16 protein-coding genes are annotated in these 16752 nt (G+C 37.3%); 6 read left to right on the top strand and 10 right to left on the bottom strand.

The genetic code is table 11. The annotated features are described in order from the left end of the window. Nucleotides 1-5: 5 nt before the first annotated feature. The 5 genes from RCG17_RS15260 (at nucleotide 6) to RCG17_RS15280 (ending at nucleotide 6475) form a co-directional block, all read left to right on the top strand. Nucleotides 6-1325, top strand: coding sequence for an aromatic amino acid transport family protein (locus RCG17_RS15260; RefSeq protein WP_308171016.1), 1320 nt, complete (start codon nucleotides 6-8; stop codon nucleotides 1323-1325). Between the two features lie 242 nt (nucleotides 1326-1567). Beyond that, entirely contained in the window at nucleotides 1568-3130 is a 1563-nt protein-coding gene (gene sdaAA, locus RCG17_RS15265) for an L-serine ammonia-lyase, iron-sulfur-dependent, subunit alpha (RefSeq protein ID WP_308171017.1), read from the top strand. Nucleotides 3131-3311: 181 nt separating this feature from the next. Next, on the top strand, nucleotides 3312-4445 hold the full coding sequence (locus RCG17_RS15270) for a purine-cytosine permease family protein (RefSeq protein WP_308175854.1): 1134 nt from the start codon (nucleotides 3312-3314) through the stop codon (nucleotides 4443-4445). Nucleotides 4446-4679: 234 nt separating this feature from the next. Further along, on the top strand, nucleotides 4680-5303 hold the full coding sequence (locus RCG17_RS15275; protein ID WP_308171018.1) for a 5-bromo-4-chloroindolyl phosphate hydrolysis family protein: 624 nt from the start codon (nucleotides 4680-4682) through the stop codon (nucleotides 5301-5303). Between the two features lie 23 nt (nucleotides 5304-5326). Continuing rightward, nucleotides 5327-6475: a toxic anion resistance protein gene (locus RCG17_RS15280; protein ID WP_308171019.1), complete on the top strand. Its 1149-nt coding sequence runs from the start codon at nucleotides 5327-5329 to the stop codon at nucleotides 6473-6475. 340 nt (nucleotides 6476-6815) lie between these two features. Here RCG17_RS15280 and RCG17_RS15285 read toward each other — a convergent pair whose 3' ends face one another. Then, complete coding sequence (locus RCG17_RS15285; RefSeq protein ID WP_308171020.1) at nucleotides 6816-7721, bottom strand: nuclease-related domain-containing protein; 906 nt, start codon at nucleotides 7719-7721, stop codon at nucleotides 6816-6818. A gap of 162 nt (nucleotides 7722-7883) precedes the next feature. On the opposite strand from RCG17_RS15285, the gene rlmD reads away from it, so the two are divergent. Beyond that, nucleotides 7884-9272: a 23S rRNA (uracil(1939)-C(5))-methyltransferase RlmD gene (gene rlmD, locus RCG17_RS15290; protein ID WP_308171021.1), complete on the top strand. Its 1389-nt coding sequence runs from the start codon at nucleotides 7884-7886 to the stop codon at nucleotides 9270-9272. Here rlmD and RCG17_RS15295 read toward each other — a convergent pair. The 9 genes from RCG17_RS15295 to RCG17_RS15335 all read right to left on the bottom strand — a co-directional run bounded on the left by RCG17_RS15295 (nucleotide 9246) and on the right by RCG17_RS15335 (nucleotide 16601). Then, a complete protein-coding gene (locus RCG17_RS15295; RefSeq protein ID WP_308171022.1) occupies nucleotides 9246-9575 on the bottom strand; it encodes a DUF4368 domain-containing protein in 330 nt (109 codons plus the stop codon). The two genes, rlmD and RCG17_RS15295, sit on opposite strands and share 27 nt — an antisense overlap. 229 nt (nucleotides 9576-9804) lie before the next feature. Continuing rightward, the gene (locus RCG17_RS15300; protein ID WP_308171023.1) at nucleotides 9805-10140 is read right to left on the bottom strand and encodes an IDEAL domain-containing protein; all 336 of its coding nucleotides are present in this window, start codon (nucleotides 10138-10140) and stop codon (nucleotides 9805-9807) included. A 164-nt stretch (nucleotides 10141-10304) separates the two neighbouring features. After that, nucleotides 10305-10655, bottom strand: coding sequence for an RrF2 family transcriptional regulator (locus RCG17_RS15305; protein WP_308171024.1), 351 nt, complete (start codon nucleotides 10653-10655; stop codon nucleotides 10305-10307). A gap of 365 nt (nucleotides 10656-11020) precedes the next feature. Then, on the bottom strand, nucleotides 11021-11920 hold the full coding sequence (locus tag RCG17_RS15310) for an aldo/keto reductase (protein WP_308171025.1): 900 nt from the start codon (nucleotides 11918-11920) through the stop codon (nucleotides 11021-11023). Between the two features lie 152 nt (nucleotides 11921-12072). Further along, nucleotides 12073-12789 carry an SDR family oxidoreductase gene (locus RCG17_RS15315; protein WP_308171026.1) on the bottom strand — a complete coding sequence of 239 codons (717 nt, stop codon included), beginning with the start codon at nucleotides 12787-12789 and terminating at the stop codon, nucleotides 12073-12075. Between the two features lie 99 nt (nucleotides 12790-12888). Then, nucleotides 12889-13401 carry a cysteine protease YraA gene (locus RCG17_RS15320; protein ID WP_308171027.1) on the bottom strand — a complete coding sequence of 171 codons (513 nt, stop codon included), beginning with the start codon at nucleotides 13399-13401 and terminating at the stop codon, nucleotides 12889-12891. 122 nt (nucleotides 13402-13523) lie between these two features. Further along, nucleotides 13524-14042, bottom strand: a complete 519-nt coding sequence (locus RCG17_RS15325; RefSeq protein WP_308171028.1) for a DJ-1/PfpI family protein — start codon at nucleotides 14040-14042, stop codon at nucleotides 13524-13526. A gap of 239 nt (nucleotides 14043-14281) precedes the next feature. After that, nucleotides 14282-14596, bottom strand: coding sequence for a thioredoxin (gene trxA, locus RCG17_RS15330; RefSeq protein WP_308171029.1), 315 nt, complete (start codon nucleotides 14594-14596; stop codon nucleotides 14282-14284). 904 nt (nucleotides 14597-15500) lie between these two features. After that, the gene (locus RCG17_RS15335) at nucleotides 15501-16601 is read right to left on the bottom strand and encodes a GerAB/ArcD/ProY family transporter (RefSeq protein ID WP_308171030.1); all 1101 of its coding nucleotides are present in this window, start codon (nucleotides 16599-16601) and stop codon (nucleotides 15501-15503) included. Nucleotides 16602-16752: the final 151 nt, after the last annotated feature.

Here is a 16752-nt window from a genome sequence, read left to right on the forward strand (position 1 = left end):
AGAGTATGAATGGAAATACAGCTAGAAAACTTGATCTAATAGATGAAAGTATTGTAGAAAACAGTAAGCAATTTCCAGATCCTAAAAAATGGCATAAACAAGATACCACCTGGGCATTGAGCCTTTTTGGAACAGCAATTGGAGCAGGAGTACTCTTTTTACCTATTAATGCAGGAGCAGGAGGTTTATTTTCATTACTGCTCATTACCATACTGGCATTTCCTGTTATGTTCTTCTCGCATAGAGCGCTTGCTAAAATGATTTACTCTTCCGAAAATGCTGAGGAGGGAATTACAGGTACGGTAAGAAGTTATTTCGGAAATACTGCAAGTAAAGTTTTTAACATTGTATTTTTCCTTTCAATCTATACGATCGTCCTGTTGTACTCGGTTGCGCTAACAAATACTGCAAATAGTTTTATCGTGAATCAATTACACATGCCGGCACCGCCAAGAGCTATTTTATCGCTTGTATTAGTACTCGGTCTTATAACTATATTGAATTTTGGCCAAGAAATTACTGTAAAGGTAATGAGCACGCTTGTATATCCTTTTATCGCTTCACTGCTTTATATCGCAATATCTTTGATTCCAAATTGGAATACGTCAATGCTTAGTTTTTCAAGTGTTTCTGCTGGTTCAACAGGAACAGGGTATATTGGAATGATCTTCTTGGTTTTACCAATTATCGTATTTTCATTTAACCATTCGCCTATTATATCGCCATTTGTTATTAAGCAGAGGGCAACGTATGGTATAGAAGGTACTGACGCTAAATGTGCCCAAATACAAAAATTCACTTATATTTTAACATTCAGTGTCGTTATGTTCTTTGTTTGGAGCAGCTGCTTGAGCTTAACTCCACATGATCTACAAATTGCAAAGGAACAGAATCTGTCAATCCTTTCATATCTTGCAAATCGTCTTAATTCGCCATTAATCACGATTGCAGCTCCTATCATTGCATTGGTTGCTATCACCAAGTCCTTCCTTGGCCATTATGTAGGAGTATACGAGGTAATGCGTGACATAATTCTTGAAACTAGCAGAGCACGTGGGAAAAACCCTTCAGAAAAAACAATTAAGTATTCAATTCTTGTCTTTGCAGTATTAACATGTTGGTATGTTGCTTATGCAAATCCGAGCATTCTTGGAATTATCGATAGCCTCAGCGCGCCATTAGTTGCTGCTATCTTATGTATTTTACCAATGATTGCGATCCGTAAAATTCCTGCACTAGCTAAATACAGAGGAAAACTTAGCAACGTGTTTGTCCTTATTATCGGTTTGCTAACTATCATAGCAAGTATTAAAGGATTTTTCTAATTAAATTCGCACCAAATCTGAGGGTGGTACGGCATGTCCGTACCATCCTCTGAATTTTGTGACCAGTGAGGAAAGCTTGACTATTTCAACAGTATTTTGAACAAAGTAAAACAAATGAACAGGGTTTTCCAATCATTCGTGTGCTCGACTATTGGATGCCCTTTTCTGCTCATTTAAAGGGTATAATAAAAGTTCTTAATTTATTATTTGCGCAGGAATGGCTGCTATCAAGGAGTGACACCATGTCTTTTACAAACTTGCAGGAACTAATTGGAATGGCAGAGCAGGAGAACACAACCATTTCAGAATTAATGATAAAAACAGAAGCGGTACAGAATGGTTTATCTAGAGCGACAATTATTGAAAAAATGTCAGAACAATTTAAGGTCATGGAGGAGGCTGTCCGCAAAGGAACTCAGAATCCAGTAATGTCTCGTACTGGTTTAACTGGGGGAGATGGAAACCGTCTTTATGAGTATGCCAATAAAGGGAACTCCTTTGTTAATTCCACTACCTTACATGTCGCAGCCAATGCTCTGGCCGTATCAGAAGTTAATGCGGCAATGGGGAGAATTGTCGCGACACCTACGGCCGGTGCGGCGGGGATTTTGCCAGCTGTACTTGTTCAGGCTCTAGACAGCGGAAGATTTACCCGTGACCTGATTGTACAGTCAATTTTCACTGCTTCTGCACTTGGCTTAGTGATTGCTAATAAAGCCTCGATATCAGGGGCTGAAGGAGGTTGCCAGGCCGAGATTGGGTCAGCAACTGCAATGGCTGCAGGTGCATTAGTGGAACTAGCTGGCGGAACACCGAAGCAGGTGGGAAACGCGGTCGGGATTGCGTTGAAAAATTCATTGGGATTGGTTTGTGATCCTGTTGCCGGGCTGGTGGAAATTCCGTGCATCTATCGCAACGGATTACATGCCATTACCGCTCAAGCTGCGGCAGATATGGCGTTAGCTGGGGTGGTTAGCATCATTCCTCCAGACGAAGTCATTCAAGTGATGCATGAAGTCGGACAGCAAATGCCCGAATCGTTAAGAGAAACGGGAATAGGAGGTTTGGCTGGAACTCTAACAGGGCAAAAATTAAAAGAGAAGATTCTAGGGGGAAAATCTAGTGACGGCGCACCAGCAAAATACAAAAGCGCATATGAGATCATCGGTCCTGTAATGGTAGGACCTTCGAGTTCTCATACTGCGGGGGCTGTTCGGATTGGTAATATTGCTTACCAGCTTTTAAAAGAAAAACCTCTATTTGCAAAGTTTACACTGATGGGCTCTTTTGCTGAAACTTATCAAGGACACGGGACAGATTTAGCTCTGATAGGAGGCGTCCTGGGGTTAACAACAATGGATGATGACATTCCGAATGCGAAAGAAGTAGCTGAAAAAAATGGACTAAAATATGAATTTACAAAACGAGTTCTTGGGAGCTACCATCCGAATACCGTTTTGATTGAATTAGCGGGAGAATCGCATGAGGTAAAGGTATTAGCCAGCTCATTGGGCGGAGGTAAAGTGGAAGTTCAGGAATTTGAAGATTATCCGTTAAAATTTAGCGGTGAACGCCCAACCCTTGTGATCCGTCATTCTGATCGAAAAGGAGTAATTGCGGAACTATCGAAGATTCTGCAGGAAAAAGGGTTCAACATCGCCCGTATGGCAAATGAACGTTCGAAAATCAAAGGTCCTGCGATTACGATTTGCGAAGTTGATAATCCCGTTGACGAGAGTCTTTTAACTCTACTAAGAAGAGAGATTCCGACTATAGAAGAAATTCTTTTGGTTCAAACCGTGTAAGGGATGATAAAAAAAAACCATGGCAGATTTCGTCGCCCATGGTTTTTTTTATCAATAAGCGCTTACGGTTTAATTAGAACTATTACTAGCTATCATCGTGGAAAAAAATCAATAATGATTTTGAGGTATTCAAACCAGGGTAGATTCGCATCTTTAATAAAAATAATCCAGAATATCAAAGATAAATCCATATTATCAAAATAAATTAACGGTTTTACCTCTCTTTATCGTCATCCTTATGTATATTGGTTTTTTTGCAAGCAGCGACGTACTCGGTGCTCAAGCGATCAGCAGTGCTTTTTCACTCCCGGTAAACTGGGGTATTATCTTGGTTAGTTTAATCGCATTTGTTATTACTCTTTTTGGTTATGACTTAATTCATAAGATGGAGAAACTTTTTGCTATTATTTTTGCCATCGTATTTATTTTTGTAACGGTAGAAGCTTTTCGTCTTCCGATGTCAGCTCATGCTTGGGCACCAGGTCATCTTGCGATAGGACCATTTTTATTAACGGTAAGTATTGCTGCAACATGGCAACTAACGTATGCCCCTTATGTAGCTGATTACTCAAGATACTTGCCAAGTAATACGCCTTCTTCAAAAACATTTGCTTATACTTATGCTGGAACGGTTATTGGTACTGTATGGATGATGTGTTTAGGTGTTATCTTAAAGGCACTTATTCCTAAATTCTTGAGCAATTCCAGCGCAGCTCTTGCAAAACTTGTCGGTCCTCAATTTGCTGTTGTTATGTATGTGGTAATTGTTCTAGGTGTTCTAGCAGTCAATGTGCTTAATCTTTACGGGGCTTTTATGTCGATTACAACAACTTTGGAGGCTTTTACAAAATTAAAAGCAACAACGAAAGCCCGCTTTTGGCTGGTCTTATTTACTCTCATTATCGGAACATTTTTAGCCATCTGGGGTAATGGTAATTTCTTGGGTAATTTTGAAAATTTTATTCTGCTGCTTTCCTATTTTATGGTTCCTTGGACGGCTATTAACTTGATTGACTATTATCTCTTGCGTCGTGGAGATTATCAAATATGGGATGTTTTTGATGTAAACGGGCAATATGGGAAATATAATTGGGTTGCCATTACTGCATACCTTATTTCAGTTATCCTGGAAATTCCATTCGTAAATACGACCATGTATGTTGGACCTATATCTAAAGCTTTACACGGAACAGATATTGCTTGGATAATGGGGCTTATTGTACCTTTAGCGTTTTATTACTTTCCTATGAGAAAAAAGATGAATCAGCCTATAAGCAATCTGGTATTATCCAATGTACTAGAAGCTGAGGAGTAAATGTTTTATTAGGGTGGCCCCGGTGGGGTCACCCGTATTTTTTATTTACCGTAAATATTTTTCCATGGACAAAGCTGAATAGATAAATATACGTCTTAAGACTTAGAATCTTTTCAGATTGAAGGTCTATGGAATAAACGGACAGTTGGTGTATGATGGAGTGAGAAAGAGATTTGAAAAATTGAAACCTGTATGCGACTTTGTTCGTATTATGTTATCAGGAGGGTCTTTACCATGAACCCATTTTTAGCTTTTTTAATCAAAATATCGATCGCTGTTCCGATTATGGCTGTCATAGGTTTGGTAAGTCTTTTTGGATTTCATCAAGGATGGCTGTCGATTGGCATTTCCGTAGTGGGAGGAATACTCAGCTACTGGTTTACTTCCCTTTCTTTAAATCATCGCTTTTTAAAAAAGCAGGGATTAACAAGAAGAGAATACCGCTATATAAAAGGAAATTTGGATGAGGCGAGAGGAAAAGTGATTCGCCTGCATAAATCCTTATTATCGATTCGTCATATTCCTTCCATCAAGCAACGAGTTGAATTAATAAAAGTCTCGAAGAAAATTTACAGTTTAACAAAAAAAGAACCAAAGCGTTTTTTCCAAGCTGAAGAATTTTATTTTTCCCATTTGGATTCCGCTGTCGAGCTTGCTGAAAAGTATGTATTTCTTTCCAAACAACCAAAAAGGACACCGGAACTCGATCAGTCTCTACATGAGGCACTTTGGACACTGGAGAAGCTGAATAAAACGGTCGAAGAAGATTTATATAAGGTCATTTCAAATGATATTGAAAAGCTGGACTTTGAAATTGATGTTGCCAAGCATTCGTTAAAAAAACATGAACAATCTTAATTGGATGGAAAGCGGGAGATTTTATGGAAGAAAAGAGTCCAAATTTAATGGATGAGTTATTATCAAATCCGTTTGGAAGCAGCCAGCCATTGCCGAGTCTGCAGCCAGAAGAGAAAAAAGAGCTTAAACTCATTGATCGGCTTCCTGAAGAAAATCGGGCTCGAGCTTATCAGCTTGCACAACAGATTGATCCGAAAAACCACGAGGCCATCATTTCCTTTGGAACACCTGCACAGTCCAAGCTGTTGTCATTTTCACACGTCATGCTTGAGCATGTACAAAAGAAGGATGTAGGTGAAGTCGGTGAGATTATCAGCGACTTAATGAAAAAGTTAAATGATGTTAATCCAGATGAGCTAAGTTCTGAACGAAAATCACTTTTTTCACGCATGTTTAACAAATTTTCCAGTTCAGTCCAAGAAGTGCTATCGAAATATCAAAAAACTGGAGCACAAATTGATCGGATCAGCGTACAACTGGAGCGGAGCAAAGGTGCCTTGATTTCAGATATAAATATGATGGAAAAGCTCTATGAAAACAATAAAGAGTATTTCCAGGCATTAAATGTCTATATCGCTGCAGGAGAAGTGAAGCTTGATGAGCTTTATCAGAAAACGATCCCCGAACTGAAGAAGGCTGCAGAAGCAACAGATGACCAAATGAAATTTCAAGAAGTAAACGATATGCTGCAATTCGCGGACCGCTTGGATAAGCGCCTCTATGATTTGAAGCTGAGCCGCGAGATTACGATTCAAAGTGCACCGCAAATACGTTTAATTCAAAATACCAACCAAACGCTCGTGGAAAAAATTCAATCTTCGATCATGACAGCCATTCCATTATGGAAAAATCAAGTTGCCATTGCATTAACATTAATGAGGCAGCACCATGCAGTCGAGGCGCAAAAGCAAGTATCGAAAACAACCAATGAGCTGTTACTTAAAAATGCAGAAATGTTAAAAACCAACACCATTGAAACGGCAAAAGAAAACGAGCGCGGCCTCGTTGATATTGAAACCTTAAAGAAAACCCAAGAAAGCTTAATCACCACCCTAGAAGAAACGCTAAGGATTCAGGAAGAAGGGCGCCATAAACGCCGTCAGGCCGAGCAGGAGCTTGCTTCAATGGAAAATGACCTCAAGCAAAAACTATTGGAGATAAAAGGGAATTAATTGAATTTCGGCTGAATGAGGTATACACTAAAGATAGAAAAAGCCCCATGGCATGTACAACAAGTACATTTCCAATGAGGGCTTTTTTTAATGGGGGCAGCTCCACTATGCGGACCACTTTATTACTTTTTCGGGGGCAGTCCCTAGAAACTTTTTGTGGTGGAACTTTTTTAAAATGATGATGAAGCCAAAACAAGGCTTGGGATCCTTCATGCGGACCATGAAAGACAAAATCAGGCTAGGAAATACAGGAAATATCCTTCATGAGTACGATGAAAGACAAAACCAGGTTAGGAAATACAGGAAATGTCCTTCATAAAATTGGTGTAGAAAAAGTATTCTATTCGTAATAAGTCCATTGATGAACCCCCATAATTTTATAATGCTTCCCTAATATCCTACTAATTCTCTTCTTGGAATCAATGCCCTCGCACCACTCAAAAATCTCATTGGTTGTAATCTTTTTTTCTGGAAACAGGAGTTTGAATTCACGCACGTGACGTAACACTGCTGATTCAACATCCTCTACGTGATAACATTGTCCACATACACATTTGTTTCCCACAACATAGATGAAAAAGGAATGGCACACCTTACATATGAGTCCCTTTTTCAATCTAGGATAATCATAAGCTGGTAGCCTTTCATAAGGGGATTCATCGATATGCAGCGAAACTAATTTGTCTGTAAGTCTCTCGTGCATTCCATTTAGTTTGGAAGGTGTTGTACTAAGTCTTTTCATGTAACGGTTAAGCTGTGTAGGAAAAATGATTGGAGCGTTTAGAGGAGCTTGGTAAAGAGTAAATTCCGAATTGATAAAGACAACCGATCCTTCAATTTGGATAGAATATCCAAGGCTTTGGAATAATTGGCGCAATAGTGATTCACTTCGCCTTAACTGAAGTAAGGGATCTTTAATTTCTGTTTTGTTTTTGATGTACAATTTATCCTCTTCGTAAAAAAAGTCACCTTCATAATTTTTTACCTCAAAAACCCGAATGATTTTTTGAAAAATTATGAGTGTATCGATTTGAAATACACTGTTATTAAACATTAGCCTCAGGTCATTTAAAATATAGCAATCACAATTAAGTTTTTCAGTTAATGAATCAAACATGACCTCACCATCATAACCTTTTTTTAGGTTAAAATAGTTCTGTTTGTCCTCAGTAAGTAAATACATTCTAGTGTCTAGTGATTCAAGAATTGCTAATTTTGCAGGTTTAGTACGGATTTTTTTTAACATATGTCACTTCCTTTCATCTCTATTTTATAAAAATATCCGGCGCTATTTATCAGAAATAAATGGATAGTTCGTTAACAATTATCCAGCTCCTAGCTCTTTTCGCATTGTCTGGTGCTTTGTGATACAATTTTGCTAGCGATTATCTTGCAAAGGAAGAAAAAAATGAACAGAACATTACCTGTAACGAAAAATGATTATATAGATGTGGTTTTTGAGGATTTGACCCACGATGGTGCGGGAGTGGCAAAGGTCGATGGTTATCCGCTCTTCGTTCCAAATGGGCTGCCAGGTGAAAAGGCAAAGGTAAAGGTCATTAAAGTAAACAAAAGCTACGGGATTGGGCGGTTAATTGAGCTCTATGAAAAAAGTCCATATCGAGTTGAAATTGAACAACAGGACTTACATAAATATGGAGGCTGCCAGCTTGAACATATCAGCTATGAGGGTCAGCTAAAATACAAAGAAAATCAAGTTCGCCAGGTACTAACCAGGATTGGCAAACTGGAGGATGTTGTTATTCATCCTATTTTAGGAATGGACAGCCCTTGGCGTTATCGGAACAAGGCACAGGTTCCTGTTGGTGAGAAAGATGGGAAGCTGATTGCCGGGTTTTTTAAACCAAGAAGTCATGAAATAGTCGACACGAATGAGAGTTTGATTCAGATTAAAGAAGTTAATGAAGCTGTGAATGCTGTAAAAGAGATTTGCAGCCAGCATAGTATTCCTGCCTATCAAGAAGAAACACATAAAGGTGTGCTCCGCCATATTATGGCTCGTTACGGAAAACAGACTGGAGAACTTATGGTCGTTCTGATTACCAGAACTGCGGAGTTGCCTCATAAAAATAAATTGGTGGATGAAATCGTTGCACGTCTTCCACATGTGAAATCGATTGTACACAATGTGAATTCGAAACGAACTAATGTCATTTTAGGAGAAAAAACTACTGTTCTTTGGGGAAATGAAGTGATCTATGACTATATTGGTAATGTGAAATTTGCCATATCAGCATTATCCTTCTACCAAGTAAACCCGGATCAAACAAGGGTCCTATACGAGAAAGCTCTGGAGTATGCGGATTTAAACGAGAAAGAGACAGTAATCGATGCTTATTGCGGCATTGGCACGATCTCGTTATTTTTAGCCCAGAAAGCACGAAAGGTCTTTGGAGTTGAAGTTGTATCGGAAGCGATTGAGGATGCAAAACGAAATGCCAAGTTAAATGGCATCAATAATGCCGAGTTTGCCGCAGGGGAAGCAGAGGTTGTGATTCCAAAATGGTATAAGGAAGGGAATGCAGCCGATGTTATGGTGGTAGACCCGCCTCGTAAAGGCTGTGATGAAGCATTGCTTCAAACAATTATTGAGATGAGACCTAAAAAGGTTGTCTATGTTTCCTGCAACCCGGCGACATTGGCTCGGGATTTACGGATTTTAGAGGACGGAGGCTACAAAACGGTTGAAGTTCAGCCAGTTGATATGTTTCCGCAGACGACACACGTTGAGTGCGTCTCGAAGATAGCTTTAAAAGAAGAAGCAGGAGCCCAATAAGGGTTTAAACCTGCTTCTATTCAAATGTTGGGGCCGAGAATCGATAGTGGATGATGGGGGGGTTCCATCATCCACTACTTCAATTCGATTAATTAAACGATGTAAAATCTCAGGTGTTAACTCATCAAAATTTAGAAAATGAAGAAGTTCTTGTTTAAGCTTGTCAAGGTTATTAATAACTTCTTCACTTTCTAAGACAGATAACATTTCATTTTTCTTCTTTACTAATTGGGCTAATTCATTGTTATTGTCTTCGATAATTTCTAAATAGTCATCTTGAGTGATTGCTTTGTCAGCTAGCAAATTGATGTACTTCTTTTTACAGCCTTTTTAATACATCAATTTGCTTATTTAGTTTATAGAGCTTTTGTTGAAGATCTTTCTTTGACTTTTTTGATTTTGTCTCCAATTCCTTTAAATAATGTTCTTTATCGATTTGTTTAAGGAGCGTTTTTATATCGGACAAAATCGTATCTTTGAGAAAGTTCTCTTTAATGGTGGAGCACTACAAGCTATATAATTTGTATTAGTTTTAATGTGCTCCATCAACAAGCTGCTTCATTGAGTTTAACTTGGAAGAAAGCTCAAGAAACCAATCTTCATCACCTGTTGATAATGCCAAGTCTATGAGAAATATAATTTGTTCCTTGTTTACCGCCTTAGAAGGTGGCAGTTTCTTAACACTTTTGCTTAAGATCGGAATTGTTTTGCCAATCGTTTCCCGATTGTCACTTGTAACAACAGTTACTTTAACAACTCCATCCAGAATACTCAGTGATTCAATATAACCAATTATTAATTGCCCATCCACTGATTTTCCCTTAATCCAATCACCTGTTTTTAAAACGGAATTATCATGGGTCAACATCTCTTTTCACCTTCTTAAATTATTTTTTTATTTTATGAATGTAATCTTAAGAAACTCTTTTTTGAGCTAAAGCCATCGGGATAGGCTAACTTGATAAATCTGTAATTTTTTTTATTACATTTTAATTAAAAAGAAGTCTGCGACAATAAATCTGTGAAAGCTGCTTATTGTTCTTGGTTGACAAGATCGACAACTTCTTTAATTGTATAGTTTCTTAAATATTCGCCCAAATGTTCTTCCGCACCTAAGAAAATTGTAAATAGTACTCTATGCATATTTGCGCCCACAATACACTTTTCATTTGAATCAGGACACTTTGGCTGCAAAGCACCTTCAGAGGTGATCTTATATATATCCCAGAGATTAACTTCGCTGGGGTCTAGAGTAAAAATGAATCCGCCGCCAGTTCCCTCTTTTGATGTTATAAATCCATGTTTTTTTAACAAGCTTAGTACTTTACGAATACGTACCTGGTGGACACAGGCACTCTCTGAAATAGCATCACTTGTTGACATCCAGTCGGCTGCAACGCAAGATAAGTTAAACTATGAACCGCAAGGGTAAAATCACTATTCATGACGTGCCTCCTAAGAAATTAAAAAAGCTACTTATTACTATTACATCTAGCTTCTGCATTTTTTCAGTTTGAACATAATGTAATAATAAATGTTACAGTTTAACTTGTCAAGGTCTAACCAGGAATTAGTAATTTTCGTTATATTTTAAATTTAAATATACCATTGTTTTTTAACTTAATATAGTGCTATTTTCCATTGTGAAGAAATGTTACTTTAGGACTCTGTTGACAAATCAGAGTTTGAGAAGGGACATTGACAGGTTCTCCTAGGCAAAGAGTACAGATCCTTTGTCCCCATTCATTTTATATAATATCCAAAGGTATTTTTCTTGTTGGTTTTGGAAATACCTCGTCAAGTCTGTTCAGATCTTCTATGGTCAATTGAATAGAAGCAGCTTGAGCATTGGCTAAAACATGTTCTTCCTTAACAGCTTTTGGGATAGCAATTACGTTGTTCGAACGAATGGTCCACGCAAGAGCAATTTGTAATGGTTGCACATTATATTTTTCTGCAATCTCAATGATGGTTGGATCGCTTAGTAATTGTCCTCTTAAGCTCCCTCCCTGGGCCAGGGGACTATAGGCCATGATTGGCATGTTATGTTCATGATGCCATGGTAGGAGATCATAATCAATTCCTCTAGAACCTAGATGATATAACACTTGATTTGTCACACATTTTTTTCCGTTAGCGGTATCCCACAACTCTATCATATCATCCGTATCAAAATTAGAAACTCCCCATCTTACAATTTTACCATCCTTGCGCAGTCTCTCCATTCCTTCAATCGTTTCTTCCAAAGGAACACGACCTCTCCAGTGTAAAAGATACAAATCAAGATGATCTGTTCCTAGTCGTTTTAGACTATTTTCACATGCTCTTTCAATCAAATCTAACCCGGAATGATGAGGATATACTTTCGATACTAAAAAAACTTTATCTCTACGCCCCTTGATTACCTCACCAACTAAACATTCGGAATCGCCATTTCCGTACATTTCAGCCGTATCGATTAGCTTCATGCCTAGTTCTATGCCAAGTTGCAAAGCTTTGATTTCTTTGTTTTTCGATTGAGGATTTTCACCCATGTACCATGTTCCTTGACCAATACTTGGAAGAAAGGTTCCGTCAGGTAAAGTTACTACACGTTTTTCAAGTGAATTCTTAATTCTCAATATTTTTTCATGGTCACGTATACTCATTTTCATCATTCCTTTCATATCTCACCTTGTTTTTCTTGAACTGCAATTCTTCAATCATTACCATTTATTAAAAAATTAGATTATTATTTAAAAAATAAATGTGGCTATACATTGTTGTAGTATAGCCACAAAAATAACATTATAATGCTCACTTACACCAAGTGAGCCCCGCCATCAATAAGAAGAACAGTACCAGTTGTAAAACCATTTTTCACTAAGTACACGTAGGCCTCAGCAATGTCTTCAGGCTGTGCCACGCGATTAACAGGTAGCTGCTGTGCAATGTTGCTGTATAAATTTTGTCTTTGCTCGTCAGGCATTCCTCCGTAGAGTGGGGTGTCTACGATACCAGGTGAAACAACATTTACCCGTATAGGAGCCAGGTCTACTGAAAGCCCTCTAACCAATCCATCGATCGCTGAATTGATCGAAGCAAGTGTAGTTGCCCCCTGTGGTGGACGGATTCCATAAACACCAGAGGTCAATGTGATAGAACTGGTATCATTTAAGTACGGAATAGCAGCACGAACGGTTAAGTATTGCCCCCAAAACTTACTATCAAACGCTTCTCTAACATCCGCAACAGGTAAGTCACTAAAATGACCCATTGCACCTTCACCTGCCGTAACGACAAGGTGATCAAAATTCCCTACCATTTTAAAAAAGTCAGCTAGTTTTTCTTCACTGCGAAAATCAATATTGTATGCTTCCACATTACCACCAAGTACATTCTTTGCCTCCGATAGTTTTGCATCAGAACGACTTGCAATAATGACTTGAGCAGATTCATCAAGAAATGCCTTTGATGCTGATAATCCGATACCAGAAGTACCTCCTATTACAACCACACGTTTTCCTTTTAATGACATTGTATGAACCCTCCTTAAAAAATTCTTTTTAGGTTGTATCTGAAAACAATATTACATACTACTTTTAGTGAAAATAATATAAACCAACGCTTCATTATTTTATTTTTCTAATAGTTTTAGCGCTTCACGATTGAATGCCGGGATATCATCTGGAAAACGGCTAGTCACAATATTATTGCTTACCACAACTTCTTCATCTTTGTAGTTAGCCCCTGCATTTTTTAAATCATTACGAATAGATTTGAAACCAGTTATGTCGACGCCTTTTAATAGGTCAGTATCGATCAATACTTGTGGTCCATGGCAAATGGCAAAAACAGGTTTGTCTTTTTGAATAAATTCTTTTGCGAATTGACCAAAGCGGTCATCTTCACGTAGTAAATCAGGGGAGAAACCACCTGGAATAAGCAAAGCATCAAAGTCTGCAGAATTAACTTCATCAATGGCTTTATCAATTTTTACGGTTGCGCCTTTTTTTCCAGTTACTTCATTTCCTGCATGTTTATCAATTGTAATCACTTGATGACCAGCTTCTTTGAATGCTTCTGCAGGTTCTGTAAATTCAACATCCTCAAATAAATTGGTGATAAGTGTAGCAATTTTTTTGCCCAAACTAAAAACCCTCCTTGTAATCGAAAAAACTTATTATTCTCACAAAAAATGCTTATATTTAATGGAAGCGGTGGGTTCGAAATTTACATCCGAACCACACTCTATCCAACTAAAATGTAGAACTAACGTAATGCTTTAACAAGGGCTTTTCCAAATTCTTTCGCACCTTGTGGACCATCGCCAGTAATAATATCATCATGGGCAACAACATGTTGTTCAACATATTTAACGTCAACAGCTATCAATTCGTTCTTTTGAACATCTACTGGATAGCAAGTTGCTTCTCTTCCAGAAAGCAAACCAGTTTTAGCAACTGTAACAGCCCCTGCACAAATTCCCGTTACAAGAACTTTCTCATTGTAAGCTCGCTTCAAAAAGCCTTGTAATTCTTGATTTCCCCATAGATGATCATTTGTACCAGATCCTCCAATTACCGAAACAACATCAAATTCTGTGGGCGATACGTCTGAAAAGATAACCGAAGAAGTTGCTTTCCCATCATAGTCACCAGTAATTTCACCTGCCACGGTGCTAGCAATGGTTACTTCGACTCCTGCATTTTCAAGCTCTTCTTTTGGATGGAATAACTCATCTTCATTAAAACGTTCTGGCGGTATAATTAAGAGTGCTTTTTTACTCATTATTTTTTCCTCCTCAAAAAGAAAAAGATTTGTTGATAACACTTTTTCATATATTCGTATTTTTACCTGTTACTGTTAACAATTTCAGCGAGCTGTGCAAGTTCTAGTGTATTTCGAAAAGCATCAGCTGGAGAACTTCCAACGTGCAATCGGTGAAAGGTCTAGCAATGAGAATAGTATATCAAATACTTTTTTTGTATGTTCAGATATAGATTCATCCTCTTTCTAAAAAGTCTGTATTACATATGCTTTGAAATTATTTCTGTCAAAGCTTCTTTTGGATAGAACCCGATAAGCTTATCTACAGCCACTCCGTCTTTGAAAAGAATCAAGGTTGGAATGCTCATGACTCCAAATTTTCCTACTGTTCCTGCGTTTTCATCTACATTGAGCTTGATAATTCTAACTTTGTCACCCATTTCACCATCGATTTCCTCCAATACAGGTGCAATCATTTTACAAGGACCACACCATGGTGCCCAAAAATCCACTAAAACCAATCCCTCTGTGATTTCAGTGCTAAATGTTTGATCTGTTACGTGTGAGATAGCCATTATTATATCCTCCAATTCATTGTTATAATTTTAATAAAATTATTTTTTAATGCTTACAAAAAATACAAAATTACCCCCCTTTTTAATGTAACAAAAAAAGTTACAGTTTGTTTTTATAAAACGAACTGTAATAAAATAAGTTACAGTATAGACATTACAAAGCAATGGTCTGGTAAATGTCCCTAACAAACTAATTTTAATAGCCACTTTTCAAATTGATTGCTTCCTGTTCAAAAGGAATTACTGTAATTTTAATATTTACAGTTTATGAAGTCAAGAAAAATTAACTCGATATTTTCAAATTCCATTATAGTGGGTATACACCGATGAAAAGTTCTCATCGCATGTTGCGTTTTTCGCCTGAAGCAGATTTTTGTTTATTTTGTTTATGATAATACTCGAAAGTATCTGACTTTGCTAATGCCTCCTATTTCACCTACAACGGTATTTTTGTGTTGTGCTATTTCCGATAGATCTGGTGGAGTAGAGGATTAGTGATCTTAGGTTCGAAAACGACTAAGGTAAAAATAAACTATTTAAAAAGAAAGAAGTGAAGGTTTTGTTTAGATATAAATGTCTCCATTGTGTAAGTCTTAATAGAAGTTTACGGGAAAATTTTATGTTTAAAAGAAATACCTCGTCCTAATTTTGATTTTCAAGGTGCATGAAATAGGGGGACAGCTACTCCACTTGATAGTCGAGCCAGATTCACAGACGATTCGTCAATATGAAAGTGTATCCGACATAGAAGGTCACTTTTCATTTAAAGTTGAGAACTATTACGACACTCTTAAATGGCTTTCAAGTCAAAGTATGGTTCGCTTTTTTAATCTTTCGTCATAAACCCAGAGAGACTAGTCAGTATATTGCCACAATATTAATTGCAATCTTTTTGTATCAACATCTAGATATTCTTCCTAATGAACATTTTTTGCTTTATATAAATAAACACAAATAAAAACGGAATGTATAAATAAACAAAATAAAAAGCAATTTTTGAATAAATTTCACCTAATCGTACGATTAGACTATTCTCAATCAGTAAATTAGCTAGAAAAAAGAATAATACCAAGACAATTAATAAGCTTAATCGGTGCTTCAAATTTACTAATTTCTTAAGGCCGCGGCAGGCTGCCCATATTTTTAAACTGACATTAGGCAAGATAAGCAGCAGCCAGATAGAGACAACAATATATTCGACCCTTTCTATAAGTGGAAATTGCGCAATTTTCATCAAATTTAATGTAGGCCATAAAGTATTTTTTAAATGCTCTTGGCTAAAGAATGCAAATGAAATCAGCGCTACAACCAAATAAAGTAAGGTTGAAAACAGCAGTCCAAAGTGGGCCCATTTTTGTGATTTACCAGAGTTCTTAACAAATGGGTAAAACATAAATAATGGTTCAAAACCCAAGTATTGAAACAACATCTCTTTTGAAGATAACAAGATGTCCATAGCTGAATGATTAAAAAGCGGCAATAAATGTTCCCATTGGGCAAATTCTAAGGCAAAGAAAATAAGGGGAGTTAAAATAATAAAAGGAATGATCGTTCCCCAAAAACAAATACCAGTAATTACTCGGAATCCGCTTGAAACCGTATAATAGATAAGCATTAGAAATGGGATGCTGATTTGCCATGTCTTCATTAAGGGGAAAATCCACACCTGAACCACTTCAATATAAACACGGAAAACAATAAGGGCCAGTACAAGAAAATAAAAAATAATAAACAGGTTGATGATGCCGCCAATCCATTTCCCAAATAAAAATCTTTGAATATAAATAATGTCGTTATCGGCAATCGCCAGTATTCGATACATCATCCAAATTAATATATGGATACTTATCCCAGATATTATAATGGAAATCCATGCATCATAGCCGGCATTCTTAATAATGTTCCTCTGGAAACCCATAATACCTACACCAATAATATTAGGGAAAATTAAAAAGAAGACTAAATAAGGTGATACAGTATATTGCTCTCTAATTAAATTTTTCAAATGGCATCACCTCTATAATTAATGTACGATTGATTCCAGAGTTTCATGGCATCTGTCTGTACTCTTGTTTTGAGTTTGCAGTGTTTCAATTATTTGAAATTTATCGAAAGTCCGATCATTTAGAGATCCTGTTAAAAAGACAAGAAAGTAG

The organism is Neobacillus sp. PS3-12, assembly GCF_030915385.1.
GTDB lineage: Bacteria > Bacillota > Bacilli > Bacillales > Cytobacillaceae > JAEVLT01.